This is a genomic window from Bacteroidota bacterium (genome assembly GCA_016706255.1).
Classification (GTDB): domain Bacteria; phylum Bacteroidota; class Bacteroidia; order Chitinophagales; family BACL12; genus UBA7236.
The window spans coordinates 208,247-222,176 of the sequence record JADJJZ010000029.1 but is presented as its reverse complement, the minus strand read 5'-3'; the positions used below and the strand labels follow the sequence as shown (position 1 = coordinate 222,176).

The 13,930-nt window shown below is 36.0% G+C and carries 12 protein-coding genes; 4 read left to right on the top strand and 8 right to left on the bottom strand.

The window, feature by feature from the left end:
• Positions 1-21: 21 nt before the first annotated feature.
• From IPI65_18860 to smc, 5 genes are read right to left on the bottom strand one after another with little or no spacing between them, the layout of a single operon-like run.
• Positions 22-414 carry a DUF1801 domain-containing protein gene (locus tag IPI65_18860; protein ID MBK7443488.1) on the bottom strand — a complete coding sequence of 131 codons (393 nt, stop codon included), beginning with the start codon at positions 412-414 and terminating at the stop codon, positions 22-24.
• An 8-nt stretch (positions 415-422) separates the two neighbouring features.
• On the bottom strand, positions 423-899 hold the full coding sequence (locus IPI65_18855) for a hypothetical protein (protein MBK7443487.1): 477 nt from the start codon (positions 897-899) through the stop codon (positions 423-425).
• Between the two features lie 3 nt (positions 900-902).
• Positions 903-1,271, bottom strand: coding sequence for a DMT family protein (locus tag IPI65_18850; protein MBK7443486.1), 369 nt, complete (start codon positions 1,269-1,271; stop codon positions 903-905).
• A 13-nt stretch (positions 1,272-1,284) separates the two neighbouring features.
• The gene (locus IPI65_18845) at positions 1,285-2,244 is read right to left on the bottom strand and encodes an energy transducer TonB (protein MBK7443485.1); all 960 of its coding nucleotides are present in this window, start codon (positions 2,242-2,244) and stop codon (positions 1,285-1,287) included.
• A gap of 40 nt (positions 2,245-2,284) precedes the next feature.
• On the bottom strand, positions 2,285-5,830 hold the full coding sequence (smc, locus tag IPI65_18840) for a chromosome segregation protein SMC (GenBank protein MBK7443484.1): 3,546 nt from the start codon (positions 5,828-5,830) through the stop codon (positions 2,285-2,287).
• 230 nt (positions 5,831-6,060) lie between these two features.
• Between smc and IPI65_18835 the strand changes: the two genes are divergently transcribed.
• Positions 6,061-6,627, top strand: a complete 567-nt coding sequence (locus IPI65_18835) for a hypothetical protein (protein MBK7443483.1) — start codon at positions 6,061-6,063, stop codon at positions 6,625-6,627.
• Here IPI65_18835 and IPI65_18830 read toward each other — a convergent pair.
• Both IPI65_18830 and IPI65_18825 read right to left on the bottom strand, forming a co-directional pair.
• The gene (locus IPI65_18830) at positions 6,618-7,865 is read right to left on the bottom strand and encodes an aspartate kinase (protein ID MBK7443482.1); all 1,248 of its coding nucleotides are present in this window, start codon (positions 7,863-7,865) and stop codon (positions 6,618-6,620) included. The two genes, IPI65_18835 and IPI65_18830, sit on opposite strands and share 10 nt — an antisense overlap.
• A gap of 116 nt (positions 7,866-7,981) precedes the next feature.
• Positions 7,982-8,425: a GNAT family N-acetyltransferase gene (locus tag IPI65_18825; protein ID MBK7443481.1), complete on the bottom strand. Its 444-nt coding sequence runs from the start codon at positions 8,423-8,425 to the stop codon at positions 7,982-7,984.
• Between the two features lie 80 nt (positions 8,426-8,505).
• On the opposite strand from IPI65_18825, the gene fbp reads away from it, so the two are divergent.
• Complete coding sequence (gene fbp / locus IPI65_18820) at positions 8,506-9,516, top strand: class 1 fructose-bisphosphatase (GenBank protein MBK7443480.1); 1,011 nt, start codon at positions 8,506-8,508, stop codon at positions 9,514-9,516.
• Between the two features lie 52 nt (positions 9,517-9,568).
• Here the strand turns inward: fbp and rnhA are convergent, their stop codons facing one another.
• Complete coding sequence (gene rnhA, locus IPI65_18815) at positions 9,569-10,024, bottom strand: ribonuclease HI (protein MBK7443479.1); 456 nt, start codon at positions 10,022-10,024, stop codon at positions 9,569-9,571.
• Positions 10,025-10,121: 97 nt separating this feature from the next.
• On the opposite strand from rnhA, the gene IPI65_18810 reads away from it, so the two are divergent.
• Positions 10,122-10,595, top strand: coding sequence for a hypothetical protein (locus IPI65_18810; GenBank protein ID MBK7443478.1), 474 nt, complete (start codon positions 10,122-10,124; stop codon positions 10,593-10,595).
• Between the two features lie 235 nt (positions 10,596-10,830).
• Complete coding sequence (locus IPI65_18805) at positions 10,831-13,923, top strand: tetratricopeptide repeat protein (GenBank protein MBK7443477.1); 3,093 nt, start codon at positions 10,831-10,833, stop codon at positions 13,921-13,923.
• Positions 13,924-13,930 lie beyond the last annotated feature (7 nt).

Below are 13,930 nucleotides of genomic sequence, written 5' to 3'. Positions count from 1 at the left end.
TGTAGAATTTAAAATGAAAATTTATTTTTTTGCTTTTTTTTCTGCTTTAATCTTTTCGTTGGCAATGTTTTCTTCGAGGCGTGCTTTAATAATTTTTTTAATAATTGTTGCCGGCAATTTCTCTTTATAGGAAAAATGTATAGCAGATTTTGTTTGCGGGTATTTACTTAAATCGAAGGTAGGGTTAGATAAAAAACTACCATTCAACATGAATAAACTGATATGCCCTTTAAATGCGCCAAATCCAATTAACGGGCCATTTAATTTGTAAGATGGTATACCATACGAAACATATTCTTCAGCCTTAGGAACTGTTGCTTGAATTAATTGTCGTATTGCTTTTAGATGCGGCAGTGCAAATTCCGGTGCGGATTGAATATATGCATCTACTTCATTTACTATTTTAGATGTCATAACTTTAGTTAGATTAAATTATAAGAATCACCCAACGATAGCATGACAGTTGTCATAACGGTGACAGGCAATTGTCGGAAAAATATAAAATTATAAATTTCGGGTCTGTTTTTGCGCAAAATAAAATAGCTCATCAACAGGCCAATAACAGCACTAATTCCACCTACCATTATCATAAAATCACCACCTTCCCATTTTGAAACCTTAAACAATATGCCAATAAGTGAAACGCTTAATGAATTGCCAATACTAAGCATAGCAAAAGATTCAATTTTTGAAAAAGGTGAATCCTGTTGAAACGGCACAAGGGCAGCAAACATTCCTTGTGAAGCTGAAATGCCAAAAAATAAATACCAAAATGCAAGGCCTAAAAAACCAATCATAATAAGTAAATCTGACGGCCCTGCATGCAACAGTCGCAATGCTAATCCAACAATTATTAATAAAACAAATACATATTCAGTATTTACGTACCATTTTTTCATATATCATTTTTTAAAAATAAAATATACTGCTAATAGCATACAAAAAAAACCTGCCAAATAATTCCATCTCAATGTCTCGGTTTTAAAAACAAAAACTGCCATCAAAGTAAACACTACAAGCGTAATTATTTCCTGAATAATTTTTAATTGAAATAAATTGTAAGGTCCACCATATTCATTACTTCCAATTCGATTTGCTGGAACCTGAAAACAATATTCAAAAAATGCCAATCCCCAGCTTATTAAAATAATTATCCATAATCCCGAACCATTAAACCAACCCATTTTTTTGAATTGTAAATGTCCGTACCAAGCCAGTGTCATAAATATATTGGAAACAATCAGGAGTAGTATTGTATATAACGGTTTCATCATATACAGGCAATTATTGGATTGCAAATTTTACGGGTAGTCGATACCAGCTGCCTCCTGTATTTCCTTCTTGTTTGCCAATAACCCATGCAGGCATACCATGCACCACACGCAAGGCTTCAAAATCCAATAAAGGAAATACCGGTAAAAAAATAGAAGCATCAGAAATTTCTCCCGTTGGTGAAACAAAAAATTTAATATAAGTCGTTCCCGTAATTCCATTATCGCGCGCAACCATCGGATATTGAATTTCTCCGCCAATATATTGATACAATGCTGCGCTGCCACCTTTAAATTCAATTGTTTGTTTCAAGATATCAAAATCATCAGGATGCACATTGGCGAGATTACTGTTTAATTCAGAAGTAACAACACCCTTTTCATTATACACCACCTGACTTAAAACCGAAGCGTCTTCGTTGTATAATATTTTAGTTTTAACCGTTTTATTTGGAAAGTAAGTTACTATTGAACGTTTAGTTCCCGTTTGGTAATAGGTTATGGATGAATCAATTAATCCCCCACTTACAAATTTTGTAACATTATGCAACTGGCCGCCCGGATAATAAAAGTGTAAATATTCAATGATGATTTTACCCTGATATTTAGTTATTACTTCTGTTTTACCGTTCTGCAGATACTGTTCATCCTGCGTAGGTTTGCCTTCTGCATCATATACAATCATACGTTTCGGCTCTCCGGTTTCGTAAAATAAAACGAGATTGCCTGAACGTAAACCTGTTTTTATATCAGCATAACTATATCGTTGAACCAGCGTATCAGCGATAGTATAAACTCGAATATCGGCTGCGCCTTCCAGTGTTTTTGTTTTGGTGGTTACCTCGGCGCGGTAAGTGGCATTTTTTGTATTGGTAACTTGTCGGTAAGCACTGTTGAAATAATACGTTGCCGTATACTGTGCTCTGAGTGCACCTGCACTAAAAAATAATATCGCAACTAAATACAACCGCATATAATTGTATAAAGTTGCGAAATTATTTTTAAAAACCAAATCAGTTTGCACTCAATCCCCTGAAGTCAACCGGAACAACCTTACTAATACCCTGTTCAGGCATAGTAACCCCGTAAATAACGTCTACTTCAGCCATGGTGCGTTTGTTGTGTGTCACAATAATAAATTGTGATTTATCTGCAAACTTTCTGATGGTATTATTAAATTTCATGATATTATTATCATCCAAAGGTGCATCTACCTCATCCAGAATACAGAATGGAGCCGGCTTAATCAAATACAACGCAAATAATAAGCTCATACCGGTTAATGTTTTCTCCCCACCACTCAACTGGTCAATTACCTGTGGCTTTTTACCCTTTGGTTTTGCGATAATTTCAATTTGTGCTTCCAGCGGATCGTAATCATCTTTTAAAATTAAATCGCAATCGTCTTCCTCATTAAACAAGGAGCGGAATACCATTTTAAAATTATCTCTGATTTGCACAAACGCCTCATCAAATTTTTTGCGGGCCGTTTCATCAATTTCCTGAATAGTGGTAAGCAACGAGGTTTTAGCATTCAACAAATCTTCGCGTTGTGTTTTAATAAAATCGTAACGCGTTTTCATTTCCTCAAATGCCTGAATCGCCATCGGGTTTACTTCACCGTAATTTTCGATACGCTTTTTAGCAGCATCTACTTTTTCCTGCAATTCTTCAATGGTAATATCCTGAGGCGGGGCATTATCAATAATACTATCAAGCTCAACCTGGAATTCAACCCATAATCTTTCTTTGATACCGGCTAACTGCACCTTCATGTCGTTCAACCTGTCTTTAATTGAACCTAATGCATGTTCGCTGCTGTCTTTCTTTTTCTGTAATGCCTTTATTTTATCTTCGGTTTCCGAAACTTCACCACGACTGCCGTAATAAGTTTCTTCCTCGCGACTGAGCATTTGCTCCATTACTGTTTTTTCATCATACATTTTCAGTAATATCTCGCGAATCTCTTCCAGCTTTTTATTGGTATCGGCTATTTCCTCCGTTACTTCTTCAAGTTGTTTTTTACTATTATTTACAGTAGCAATTGCTTCATCTCTTCTCGAACGTTTGTAATTTAAATCCTGCTCAACACTCTGGAATTTATTGAGTTGCTGATGGTATTTAATATTTTCCTGATTATACTGATTGCTATGGAAATTTAATTTCTCAGCTACTTCGCGGTAAGCAACTTCCATATCAAGCAATTCACGCTGACGTTCTTCTTTAGCAGCTAATTGTTTTTCATGTGCTTCGTTTAAACGAATACTTTCTTCATCCGTTTCCTGAATCTGACGCGTAAATGCAGCTTTTTTATCTTCCATTTGCTGCAACAATTGTTCTATCGATTCAATTCTTGCTTTGGTAGATATTAATTGCTGAACGGTTTTATTCAACTCCTCACGCGCCTGCTGTATCGCCTTGTCGTGGCTCGATTGCTGTAATTCCTGTAACTGTGTTTGTTTTTCTTTTAAGGCAGTATTAATTACATTTTCTTCTTCCTGGAACTGTTTAATTGCCGCTTCCAGCGTTTCTAATGTTTTTTCGCGACCAATACGTTTGCCTTTAAATAAACCTACTGAACCACCGGTAATTGTTTTTCCCGATTTCGCAATTTTTCCCGATTTATGTAATAAATGCACATCAGGATGTTGAGCACTAATTTTTTCACTTACCGTTGCAAAATCTTCATCTCCCGCAACTATATATACATTACCTAATAAATGTTTAACTAATGCGCTGTATTTATCATTTACACTTACAACATCCAGTGCAGAAGTAACGCCGTCAATTTTCTGTCCGCCGTTGCCGTTTTTAAATTCTGATAATAAAAAGAAATTCGCGCGTCCTTTTTCCTTGTTGGCCAGTTCATTTACCGCTTCAATGGCATGTGCCATATTTTGAACGATATAATAATTTAACCAAGGATCGAGGAAACTTTCAATTGCCGTTTTATAATCATCACTACAACTCACCACATCCGATAATAAAGGCGATTCCTTCATACTCGGTACATTTTTCTTTAAGTATTTGATGGATTCAGGAAATCCTTCAAAACTTTCGAACATGTTTTTGGTGAGATTGAATTCGTTTTTCTTCGCATCTAAACTTCTTCTCGCATTTCCTAATTCGGTGCGTGTTTTTTCGATGTCTTTTTGTAGGGCTGAGATGGTATTTTTCAGCTCATTTTCAGCTTTTACTAAATCATCAACCTTTGTTTGTGCTTCAGCTTTCGATGATTCAAACACAACCAATTCGGCGCGTAAAGGGTCCAGCTTATCGCCATGACTGCCTTTATCTGATTCAATATTGCCTAATTCGCGATGGTAATTTTCGAGGCGTACTTTGTTGATGGCAATTTTTTTATCTACATCATACAATTCACGTTCTGCCGATTTAAAAATGTTTTGTGTAGTTTCCAATTTTTCGCGGAATACATCGTGGTCGTTTTTGGCTTTTTCCAAATCTTCCAAAAACTTTTGCAACGATTGTTTAATTCCGCTCAAATGTTCAATTTCTTCTGCAACACGTTGTTCTAACCCTGCAATATCACCTTCAGTTGATTGAATATACGTTTCCGCCTCACTGATATTCTTATTTAAACTAACCTGCTTTTCTTCAAGAAAACGGATACGTTCTTTACTTAAATTACTGTCGTTTTCTTTTGTATGAATATCGTTGGTAACTGCATTTAAGTCTTTTTGCAATTTACTCAGCGATTGTTCTTTATCAACCAATGCCGTTTTTTTATCGGCAATGCTAGCTTCCAATGCATTGATCTCGGTCTCAATTTTCAGTTTTACATCACTTTCTGATGTTTGCTGTTCGTTGAGCTCCTTGTAAATATCTTTTTGCGACTGCAGTGTTAAAACGGCCAGGTCAATACTGTTATCCTTATAATCACCTTTTAATTTTTGATAACGCTGAGCACGTTTTGCCTGCTTTTCTAGTTCTTTCAGGTTATTTTCAATCTCAAACAATAAATCTTCAACGCGGTCAAGATCCACTTGAGTAGCGCTCAGTTTGTTCAGTGTTTCCTTTTTGCGCGATTTGTATTTTGAAATCCCTGCAGCCTGTTCAAATAATTTACGGCGCGAGTTATCCTTATCATGTAAAATATCATCCAACATACCCAACTCGATAATAGAGTAGGAGTCGGTGCTGATACCGGTATCTAAAAACAAGTTATGAATGTCCTTCAAACGGCAGGTAACACCGTTAATGCGGTATTCACTTTCACCGGTTTTGAAATAATGGCGGGAAACGGTAACGGTTGAAAACTCCGATGCCAACAGATTTCTGGTATTTTCGAAAGTTAAACTCACCTCAGCCATACCTGACGACTTTCGGGCTTTGGTACCATTAAAAATCAGGTTTTCCATTTTCTCTGTCCTTAGTGCTGTAGGCTTTTGTTCCCCCAACACCCAGCGAATGGCATCCACAACATTCGATTTACCGCAACCGTTCGGCCCCACAACTCCCGTAATGTTCTCGTTAAAATGGAGTACCGTTTTATCTGCAAAACTTTTAAATCCCTTGATTTCTAATGTACTTAGTTTCATAGTCTCTTTTCCTCAGGCTACAAAGTAAATGTACTGCTTAACCAACATCAAAAATGCGCTCAAATTAAAATCAACAATCGTGGATAACTTTAACTTGCACCCCCCGTTGAAAACGCTGTAATAGCAATAAAATAGGGCGATTTCTGCAAATTTCTGTGTATAAACCTATGTATAACTTGCATATTTTAATGCAGCATTTTACGCAGTTTTTTTGTGGGTGGATAGTCAATTTGTCAATTCAGGGCATTATACCTTATCTTAGTGGCATGGAAGGAATTGGTTCAATTTTGATCATATTATTCTGGCTGTTTATCGGGAACAGGATTATCAAATTTATAAAAGGTAAATTGGTGGGAGATGGTACAACCCAACAAGCAAGGCCGAATACGACTACAACACAAAAAAAACCACAACAAACCTTCCAGGAAATATTTAAAGAATTACAGAAACAGATGGAAGAAAATCAGACAGGAAAAAAACTGCCTGATTACTCAGAAAAAAATATACGTCCGAAACAACCTGTTGTGCAAAAACAACAGCAACAAAAAAAGGAAGCTGTTAATCTCCAACAGGTTTATGTTTCTAAAGAAGTTATCTCCGATAAAGAAAAAAAGAAAAGCTCTGAATTTGAACAATTTGTTCGTACCGAACGCAAAAAAGAACACGACGCTGAATCCAGCCAGTTAGATAAAAAGATTTATGGTATTCACGAAGAAGAACAACAGGGTGTACCATTCGAACTTGACCTGCGCAATGCCATTATCGGCAGTATTATTTTAGAACGTCCTTATTCATAAAGAAACTGCACTGTGTTTCTGGTTTGTTGCTCGAGATAAATTGTTTTGCCTTCAGTTAAGCGCAACAAAATATGTGCATTATAATGTCTTACCGTAAGTAATTCCAAGTTATTATTTTCTTTTAACGCAACTTCACTATATACATCACGTAATTCCTGAATAACAGGTTCAATTAAATATTTATTAAAATCTACAACAACCGAAACCGATTGTGCAGCTATTTGTATTACGTTAATTCTCAGTTTGTGTTTTAAAAAGATGGCATAAATATTCGCCATTTGCATTTCGCCGACAAAAGTAGTGCGTGAAGGAATAATAGAAATTAAGGTCTGACTTTTTTTATGCATGATGATGGGTGGATACGCAATAAATTTTTCGTTGGTGCGTATAACAGTACCCGGTGCATCAGGATGTAAAAATGATTTCACATATAACGGGATAAGCTTTAACTGTAAGGGTTGTATGGTTTTTGGATGGATTACTGATGCACCGTAATACGTCATTTCTATCGCTTCATAATACGTTAACTCCGGAAGTTTAACGGCATCATTAAATAATTTCGGATCTGCATTTAAAACGCCGGGAACATCTTTCCATATCCATAAACCTTCTGCATCTAAAGCACTGGCAAAAATAGCTCCGGTATAATCGGAACCTTCACGACCTAAAGTAGTTGTATATCCATTAATCGTACGGCCAATAAAACCTTGCGTAACGATATGTTTATTAGCTAGTATAGGAATAATTTTAGTATCAATTTGTTCAACAGTAGTTGTGGTATCAACAATTCCTGCTCTCCAGGTATCATCCGTTAAAATTAATTCACGTGCATCGGTCCATTCATTGTTAATACCCACGCTGTTTAAATAGGCACTTAAAATACTGGAAGAAATTAATTCTCCAACACTTACCACCTGATCATAATATTTTGGGAAAGCCATTTTACGATTGCCTTCCAGTTGTTGAATAATTAAATCGATAAAATAATTTAATTCAACATGAATTTGTAATGCATCAACAATGTTTTTGTGATACTCATACAATTGATTTAATTCATCCTGATACGCCTTATCTTCAAATGCATTTTGAACAATTACCTCTAATGCATTTGTACTTTTACCCATAGCCGAAACAACAATAACCAGTTGTTCGCCGGGAAAACGATTTATAATTGTAGCTACATTTTTTACGCCTTCTGCATCCTTAACCGATGCTCCACCGAATTTAAACACTTTCATAGCTCAAAGATAGATGCTGCAAATTATATTTAGCTTGTAAATTATTGCTGTTTAAAATGTGTATTGTTATGGTCAAGATTTTACTACAGATTACAACAGGTCATAAATGGGTTAAATTATCTCAATCTGCAGGTTATCCATTCCTTTAAATATTCAGCTCCGTATTTATCGTAAAAATTTATAGCCGGTTCATTCCAGTCGAGCACCTGCCATTTTAAGAATGTGCCTTCAGCTTTGGTTATTTCCAGCATCTTATCAAACAATAATTTGCCGATACCCTTACCTCTAAATGCATCATCCACAACGAAATCCTCCAGCCAGTAATAATGCCCTTTCCAGGTAGAATAAGCAGCATAATACAGGGCCACACCCAAAATAGTATCGTTTTCAGCGGAAACTGCCACTATTGCATCAAATCTATCTAGCTCAAAATCAGCACGGTATGTGTCCGGAGTAGTGGTAACTTCCTGTGGAGATTTTTCGTATTCGGCAAGTTTTTGAACCAGGCCGTGAATGGCTTGCATATCGGCAATTTCAGCCTTTCTGATGATGATTTCCATGCCCTAAAAATACGTCGGTAACCTAAATAAACTTACAAGCGGAGGTTTTTGTGTTAACTTTGCCTCAACAACAACTACTTATGAAGGTAACAACACTAGGTGAATTTGTAATTGAACGTCAGAGCGATTTCCCTTTCGCAACAGGAGAACTTACCCGCTTATTATCCGATATCAGTATAGCAGCAAAAATTGTAAACCGCGAGGTGAATAAGGCTGGTTTGGTGGATATTTTAGGTGCCCAAGGCAGCGAAAACATGAGCGGTGAAGCCCAGCAAAAGCTTGATGTTTATGCAAATAACCAGTTTATGAGTGCCCTTATGGCAGGTGGTGAGGTTTGCGGATTTGCAAGTGAAGAGGAGGATAACTTTATCAGTTTTAACGGCGCCATTTCAAAATCAGGTAAGTATGTTGTTTTAATTGATCCGTTAGACGGTTCTAGTAATATCGATGTAAACGTATCCATAGGAACCATTTTTTCCATCTATCGTCGCCTCAGCCTTAGTGGAGGAGCTACTTTGGAGGATTTTTTACAAAAAGGTACCGAACAAGCTGCTGCCGGTTATATCATTTATGGTTCATCTACTATGATGGTGTATACTACAGGTAATGGCGTAAACGGATTTACCCTCGACCCATCAATCGGAGAATTTTGTTTGTCACACCCCGATATCAAAATCCCTAACAAAGGCATTATCTACTCTATAAACGAAGGAAACTATGTGCATTTTCCTGAAGGGGTTAAACGTTACATCAAATACACACAGGAAGAAGATTTCAAAACGCAACGTCCGTATACCAGCAGATATATCGGCTCCTTAGTTGCCGATTTTCATAGAAATATGCTCAAAGGCGGGGTTTATTTGTATCCGGAAACGGCAAAAAACCCTAAAGGAAAATTACGTTTATTGTACGAATGTAATCCACTGGCATTTATCGCTGAACAGGCCGGGGGAGTAGCATCTAACGGTAAAAAACGTATTTTGGATATTGAACCGAAAGAACTGCATCAAAAAACACCTTTGTATATCGGTTCTTCAGCTATGGTTGAAAAAATTGAGGAATTTTTAGAAAGAGAAATTCATTTAAGTTAATGATTTTCAGCCAATTATCTTCAATTACCTACTGTAACGTATTAGATAAATTCTAATCCTGTAATTGCTCATAATAGGTGTCTGTTTGCAATTTTGAACCTTTTGCTGCCTGAACAGCCAATTGATCGCATCGTTCATTTTCCGGGTGACCGGCATGTCCTTTTACCCACACCAACTTTACCTTATGTTTTGCATAGCTGCGCATCAGTCGGGTCCACAAATCCTGATTTTTCTTTTTGGCAAAACCCGTTTTCATCCAGCCATAAATCCAGCCTTTATCAATGGCATCAATTACATATTTTGAATCAGAATAGATGGTTATTTCGAGTCCCTCTTTAGTGAGTGCCTCCAATCCCGCAATTACGGCCATCAGTTCCATTCGGTTGTTGGTTGTTTTGCGGTAACCGCCCGATAGTTCCTTTTCATGCTTCCCAAACCGCAAAATGGTTCCAAACCCACCCGGACCGGGATTTCCTTTTGCCGCACCATCTGTATAAATTTTAACCATAATCTCGTCTCCAGCGTAAATTTTCTTATAATAAGGGTGTTCTATTTGTTAGTATTAAAAAAATATCTAAATTTTACATCTCCAAACCACGCACTCAATGAAAAAGCTCATTTTATTTTTAACGGTAACCTGCACCATATTTTCATGTGATAAGCCTGAGTATGGAACCACGGACCTGGAAATACTGTCAAAAAAATTATTCGATACGTTTAGGGACAATGATATGCAAAAATCTGCATTTTTATTACCTGATAAAGGAACATACCGCAAAATTGAAGCGGATAATAATCATGAATATGCCGATATAAATAAAGCCTATGATGCATTTATCAGCAATGCCGAAAACAACTTTAATACATTAAAATCAAAAACTGATAATTGGGAAAAATGTAAATATGAACGCTCAATTACCAGCGATTCAAAGATGGGAAAACTGGCTGTATCAGCGGTTGTGGTGAAATTTGACAACAATGGCATTCCGGCAAAATTTGAATTCACCGCTATTAAATTTAATAACAGATGGTTTTATTACGGTGATGCAAAATGGGTTGAAAAAGCTCCTGTTAACTAGATAAATGCATTAAACATTTCCACTTTTCCATAATTACTTATTTTAGGCTGCTCCAATAAACCGGCAATTTTTATAATAAAAAGATTGTCCAGTCCGTTCATTATCAACAAACCCGTGTTTATTCATTTTGATATGATTTAACTGTTACTACTCGTTAATAGCCGTAATTTTCGGCTTGATTTTTTCATATTACTATTTTGCCTGTCGTGTAGGCATACTTTACTGAAATTTAACTATGTTAAGAAATAAAATTGTTGTTACATGTACATTGTTACTGTTATATGCCGGATTACAGGCACAACAGTCAATGATTTATACCGATGTGTATAAAGATTACAAAAAGGGGATGGAATTGTTTGATAATAAAATGTATTCCACTGCCCAGGAATTATTTAATGAGGTTGGCGCAATAAAACCCGAAGGAACAGATGGCGAAATAATAGCTTATATCGCTAATAGTCAATATTATGCGGCCATTTGTGCTATCGAATTACAAAATCCGGATGCTGAAAAGTTGATGTTGGACTTTGTGCATAATAATCCAGGCCATGTATTATTGGGTTCAGCTTACAATCAGTTAGGTAAGATTTACTACAATAAAAAGGAATACACCAATGCCGTTACCTGGTACGAAAAAGTGGATGTAAAAGACCTTTCACTGGAAGAACGGGATTTATATAAATTTCAATACGGCTACAGTCTCTTCAATAAAAAACGTTTCACCGAAGCTAAGGTGATGTTCGCGCAATTAAAAGATAAACCAAACAGTCCGTACTACTATGGCTCAAATTATTACTACGGATTTATTCAGCAGGAAGAAGGTAACTACGAAAATGCACTGGCTTGTTTTGAAATAGTAAAAGAAATAACGCCTTATTCATCAGTTGTTCCGTATTACATTACCAATATTTATTTTCAGCAAAAGAAATTTGATAAGGTGGTGAGTTATGCTGAACCGCTTATGGCTGATACCAAATTGGTGTATTACGCCGAAATTAACAGCTTATTGGGACAGGCGCATTTTTATAAAAACAATTATCGTAAAGCTTTACCATACCTGAGTTATTATATTGAGAAAGCAAAAAACATCAGGGATGAAGATTATTACCAGTTAGCTTATACGCATTACAAAACATCTGACTACAACGCTGCATTAACAGTGCTTAAGGAAACATCTGATGATAATGATACTTTGTATCAGCATATTCAGTTTTTGTATGGTAACTGTTATATTAAACTCAATAAAAAAGACGAAGCCAGAAACGCATTTATGGAGGCATCAAGAATTGGTATTGATGAAGCTATTCATGAAAATGCATTATTTAATTATGGCAAGCTGAGTTATGAATCGGAATATTATACAGCTGCAGTAACAGCTTTACAGGATTATTTAAAACAATATCCTAAAGGTTCAAACAAATTAGAAGCACAAGAATTACTCGCCAGTTCATTGCTCAACACCAACGATTATGTTGCAGCAATGGAAGTGATTGATAAAATTCCACAAAAAACACCTAAGCTGAAAGAAGCTTATCAAAAAGTTTCTTATTACAGCGGTGTGCAGTTATTTAATCAGAAAAATTATACAGAGGCTGATAAAATGTTTAATCAGTCGCTCGAAAACCCTATCAACGCTGACTTACAGGCTGCATGTTATTTCTGGATAGGTGAAATTCGTTTTAATGAATCGAAATATGCTTTAGCCATTAATAATCATGTTAAATTCCAGGATTTATCAAAAGTTGCTAAAGATTTACCTGAAGAAACAACAGTTCCGTATTCTAATTATACCATTGGTTACAGCTATTTCAAACAGAAATCATATAGCAATGCAAGTAATTATTTTACGAAAGTAACAACCAGTCTGAAAACCAGTAAAACGGATAATACTCAGAATAATGTTTACATCGACGCGGTGTTGCGATTGGGCGATTGTTATTTTATGACAAAAGATTATAAAAAAGCGGAAACCAATTACACGAAAATAATAGACAACAATAGTAAGGGTGTTGACTATGCGATGTATCAAAAAGGGATGTTGCAGGGTTTACAAAACAATAATAGTGGAAAAATTACCACCTTACAACAACTGAAATCTAAATACCCAAATTCACTGTATGTGGATGATGCGATGTATGAAATTGCCAATACCTATTTCATCATGAAGCAAAACAGCAGTGCCATTACTGCGTTTAAAGACTTGGTAGCATCTAAACCAAACAGTAGTTATACCGTAAAAGCATATTTGAAATTAGGATTAATTTATTACAACGAAAAAGATTACGCCAACTCTGAAAAATATTACAAAATGGCGTATGAAATTTCTCCTAATTCACCGGAAGGAAATGAAGCAAAAGAAGGCTTACTCGATATCGTAACCGTAACAGGTGATACTGGCGCTGCTGATGGAGTTGCACCAACCACCGCAATTGAAGGTGAAAAATATAATTACGCTAAAAATAAATATGACTTAGGCGAATATTCCGGTGCAGCAATTGCATTCAGCGATTATTTACGTGAATATCCAAAAGGTCAGTATAAAACCGAAGCAGAATTTTATCGTGGTGAAGCGTATTTTAAAGTAACCCAATATGCGAAAGCCTTACCGGATTATGAATCCATAATTAAAAGTAATAAAGGTAAATTCCTCGAATATGCTTTAGTTAGAGCAGGATGGATTGAATATTATCAAAATAAAGATTACAAAACTGCATATACTTATTATAACAGATTGTATGAAGTAGCTGATTATAAAGAAAATACTTTTGTGGCAATGGTTGGTATGTTGCGCACTTCTTATTTCCTCAACGATTTTGATGAAGTAATTGTAAATGCAAATCGCATTTTGGCCAACGATTTAGTTAGCAACGATGAAAAAATCGAAGCTTATTATTATTCAGGCCAGGCACATTTAGGCAATAACAATATTGATAAAGCTTACGATGCATTTTCAAAAGCTGCAGCGTTAACTACCAACGAAATAGGCGTGGAGTCGCGCTTCCATATGGCAGATATCTTATTCCAGAAAGGTAAGTTGGATGAATCAAAAGTAAAATGTCAGCAAATTATTAACGACATGCCTGCTTATGAAGAGTGGATTGTAAGAAGTTATATTCTAATGGCAGATATCAGTGCAGCAAAAGGTGACTTCGCTCAGGCAAAAGCAACATTAAACAGTATCATTGAAAATTATAAAGGAGATCCTGCGCTAGTTGAATTAGCAAAACAAAAACTGGATCAGATAGAAGAAATGGAAAAATCAGGAAAACGTAAATCTAACCCTGATGATAGCAATGATGAACTGGAATTAAATTTTGATAACAACTAATAAAAGC

What these genes read in the sequence shown, in the direction of transcription:
- IPI65_18860 (MBK7443488.1), bottom strand. Translation starts at nt 414, where the DNA reads ATGACATCTAAAATAGTAAATGAAGTAGATGCATATATTCAATCCGCA.
- IPI65_18855 (MBK7443487.1), bottom strand. Translation starts at nt 899, where the DNA reads ATGAAAAAATGGTACGTAAATACTGAATATGTATTTGTTTTATTAATA.
- IPI65_18850 (MBK7443486.1), bottom strand. Translation starts at nt 1,271, where the DNA reads ATGAAACCGTTATATACAATACTACTCCTGATTGTTTCCAATATATTT.
- IPI65_18845 (MBK7443485.1), bottom strand. Translation starts at nt 2,244, where the DNA reads ATGCGGTTGTATTTAGTTGCGATATTATTTTTTAGTGCAGGTGCACTC.
- smc (MBK7443484.1), bottom strand. Translation starts at nt 5,830, where the DNA reads ATGAAACTAAGTACATTAGAAATCAAGGGATTTAAAAGTTTTGCAGAT.
- IPI65_18830 (MBK7443482.1), bottom strand. Translation starts at nt 7,865, where the DNA reads ATGAAAGTGTTTAAATTCGGTGGAGCATCGGTTAAGGATGCAGAAGGC.
- IPI65_18825 (MBK7443481.1), bottom strand. Translation starts at nt 8,425, where the DNA reads ATGGAAATCATCATCAGAAAGGCTGAAATTGCCGATATGCAAGCCATT.
- fbp (MBK7443480.1), top strand. Translation starts at nt 8,506, where the DNA reads ATGAAGGTAACAACACTAGGTGAATTTGTAATTGAACGTCAGAGCGAT.
- rnhA (MBK7443479.1), bottom strand. Translation starts at nt 10,024, where the DNA reads ATGGTTAAAATTTATACAGATGGTGCGGCAAAAGGAAATCCCGGTCCG.
- IPI65_18810 (MBK7443478.1), top strand. Translation starts at nt 10,122, where the DNA reads ATGAAAAAGCTCATTTTATTTTTAACGGTAACCTGCACCATATTTTCA.
- IPI65_18805 (MBK7443477.1), top strand. Translation starts at nt 10,831, where the DNA reads ATGTTAAGAAATAAAATTGTTGTTACATGTACATTGTTACTGTTATAT.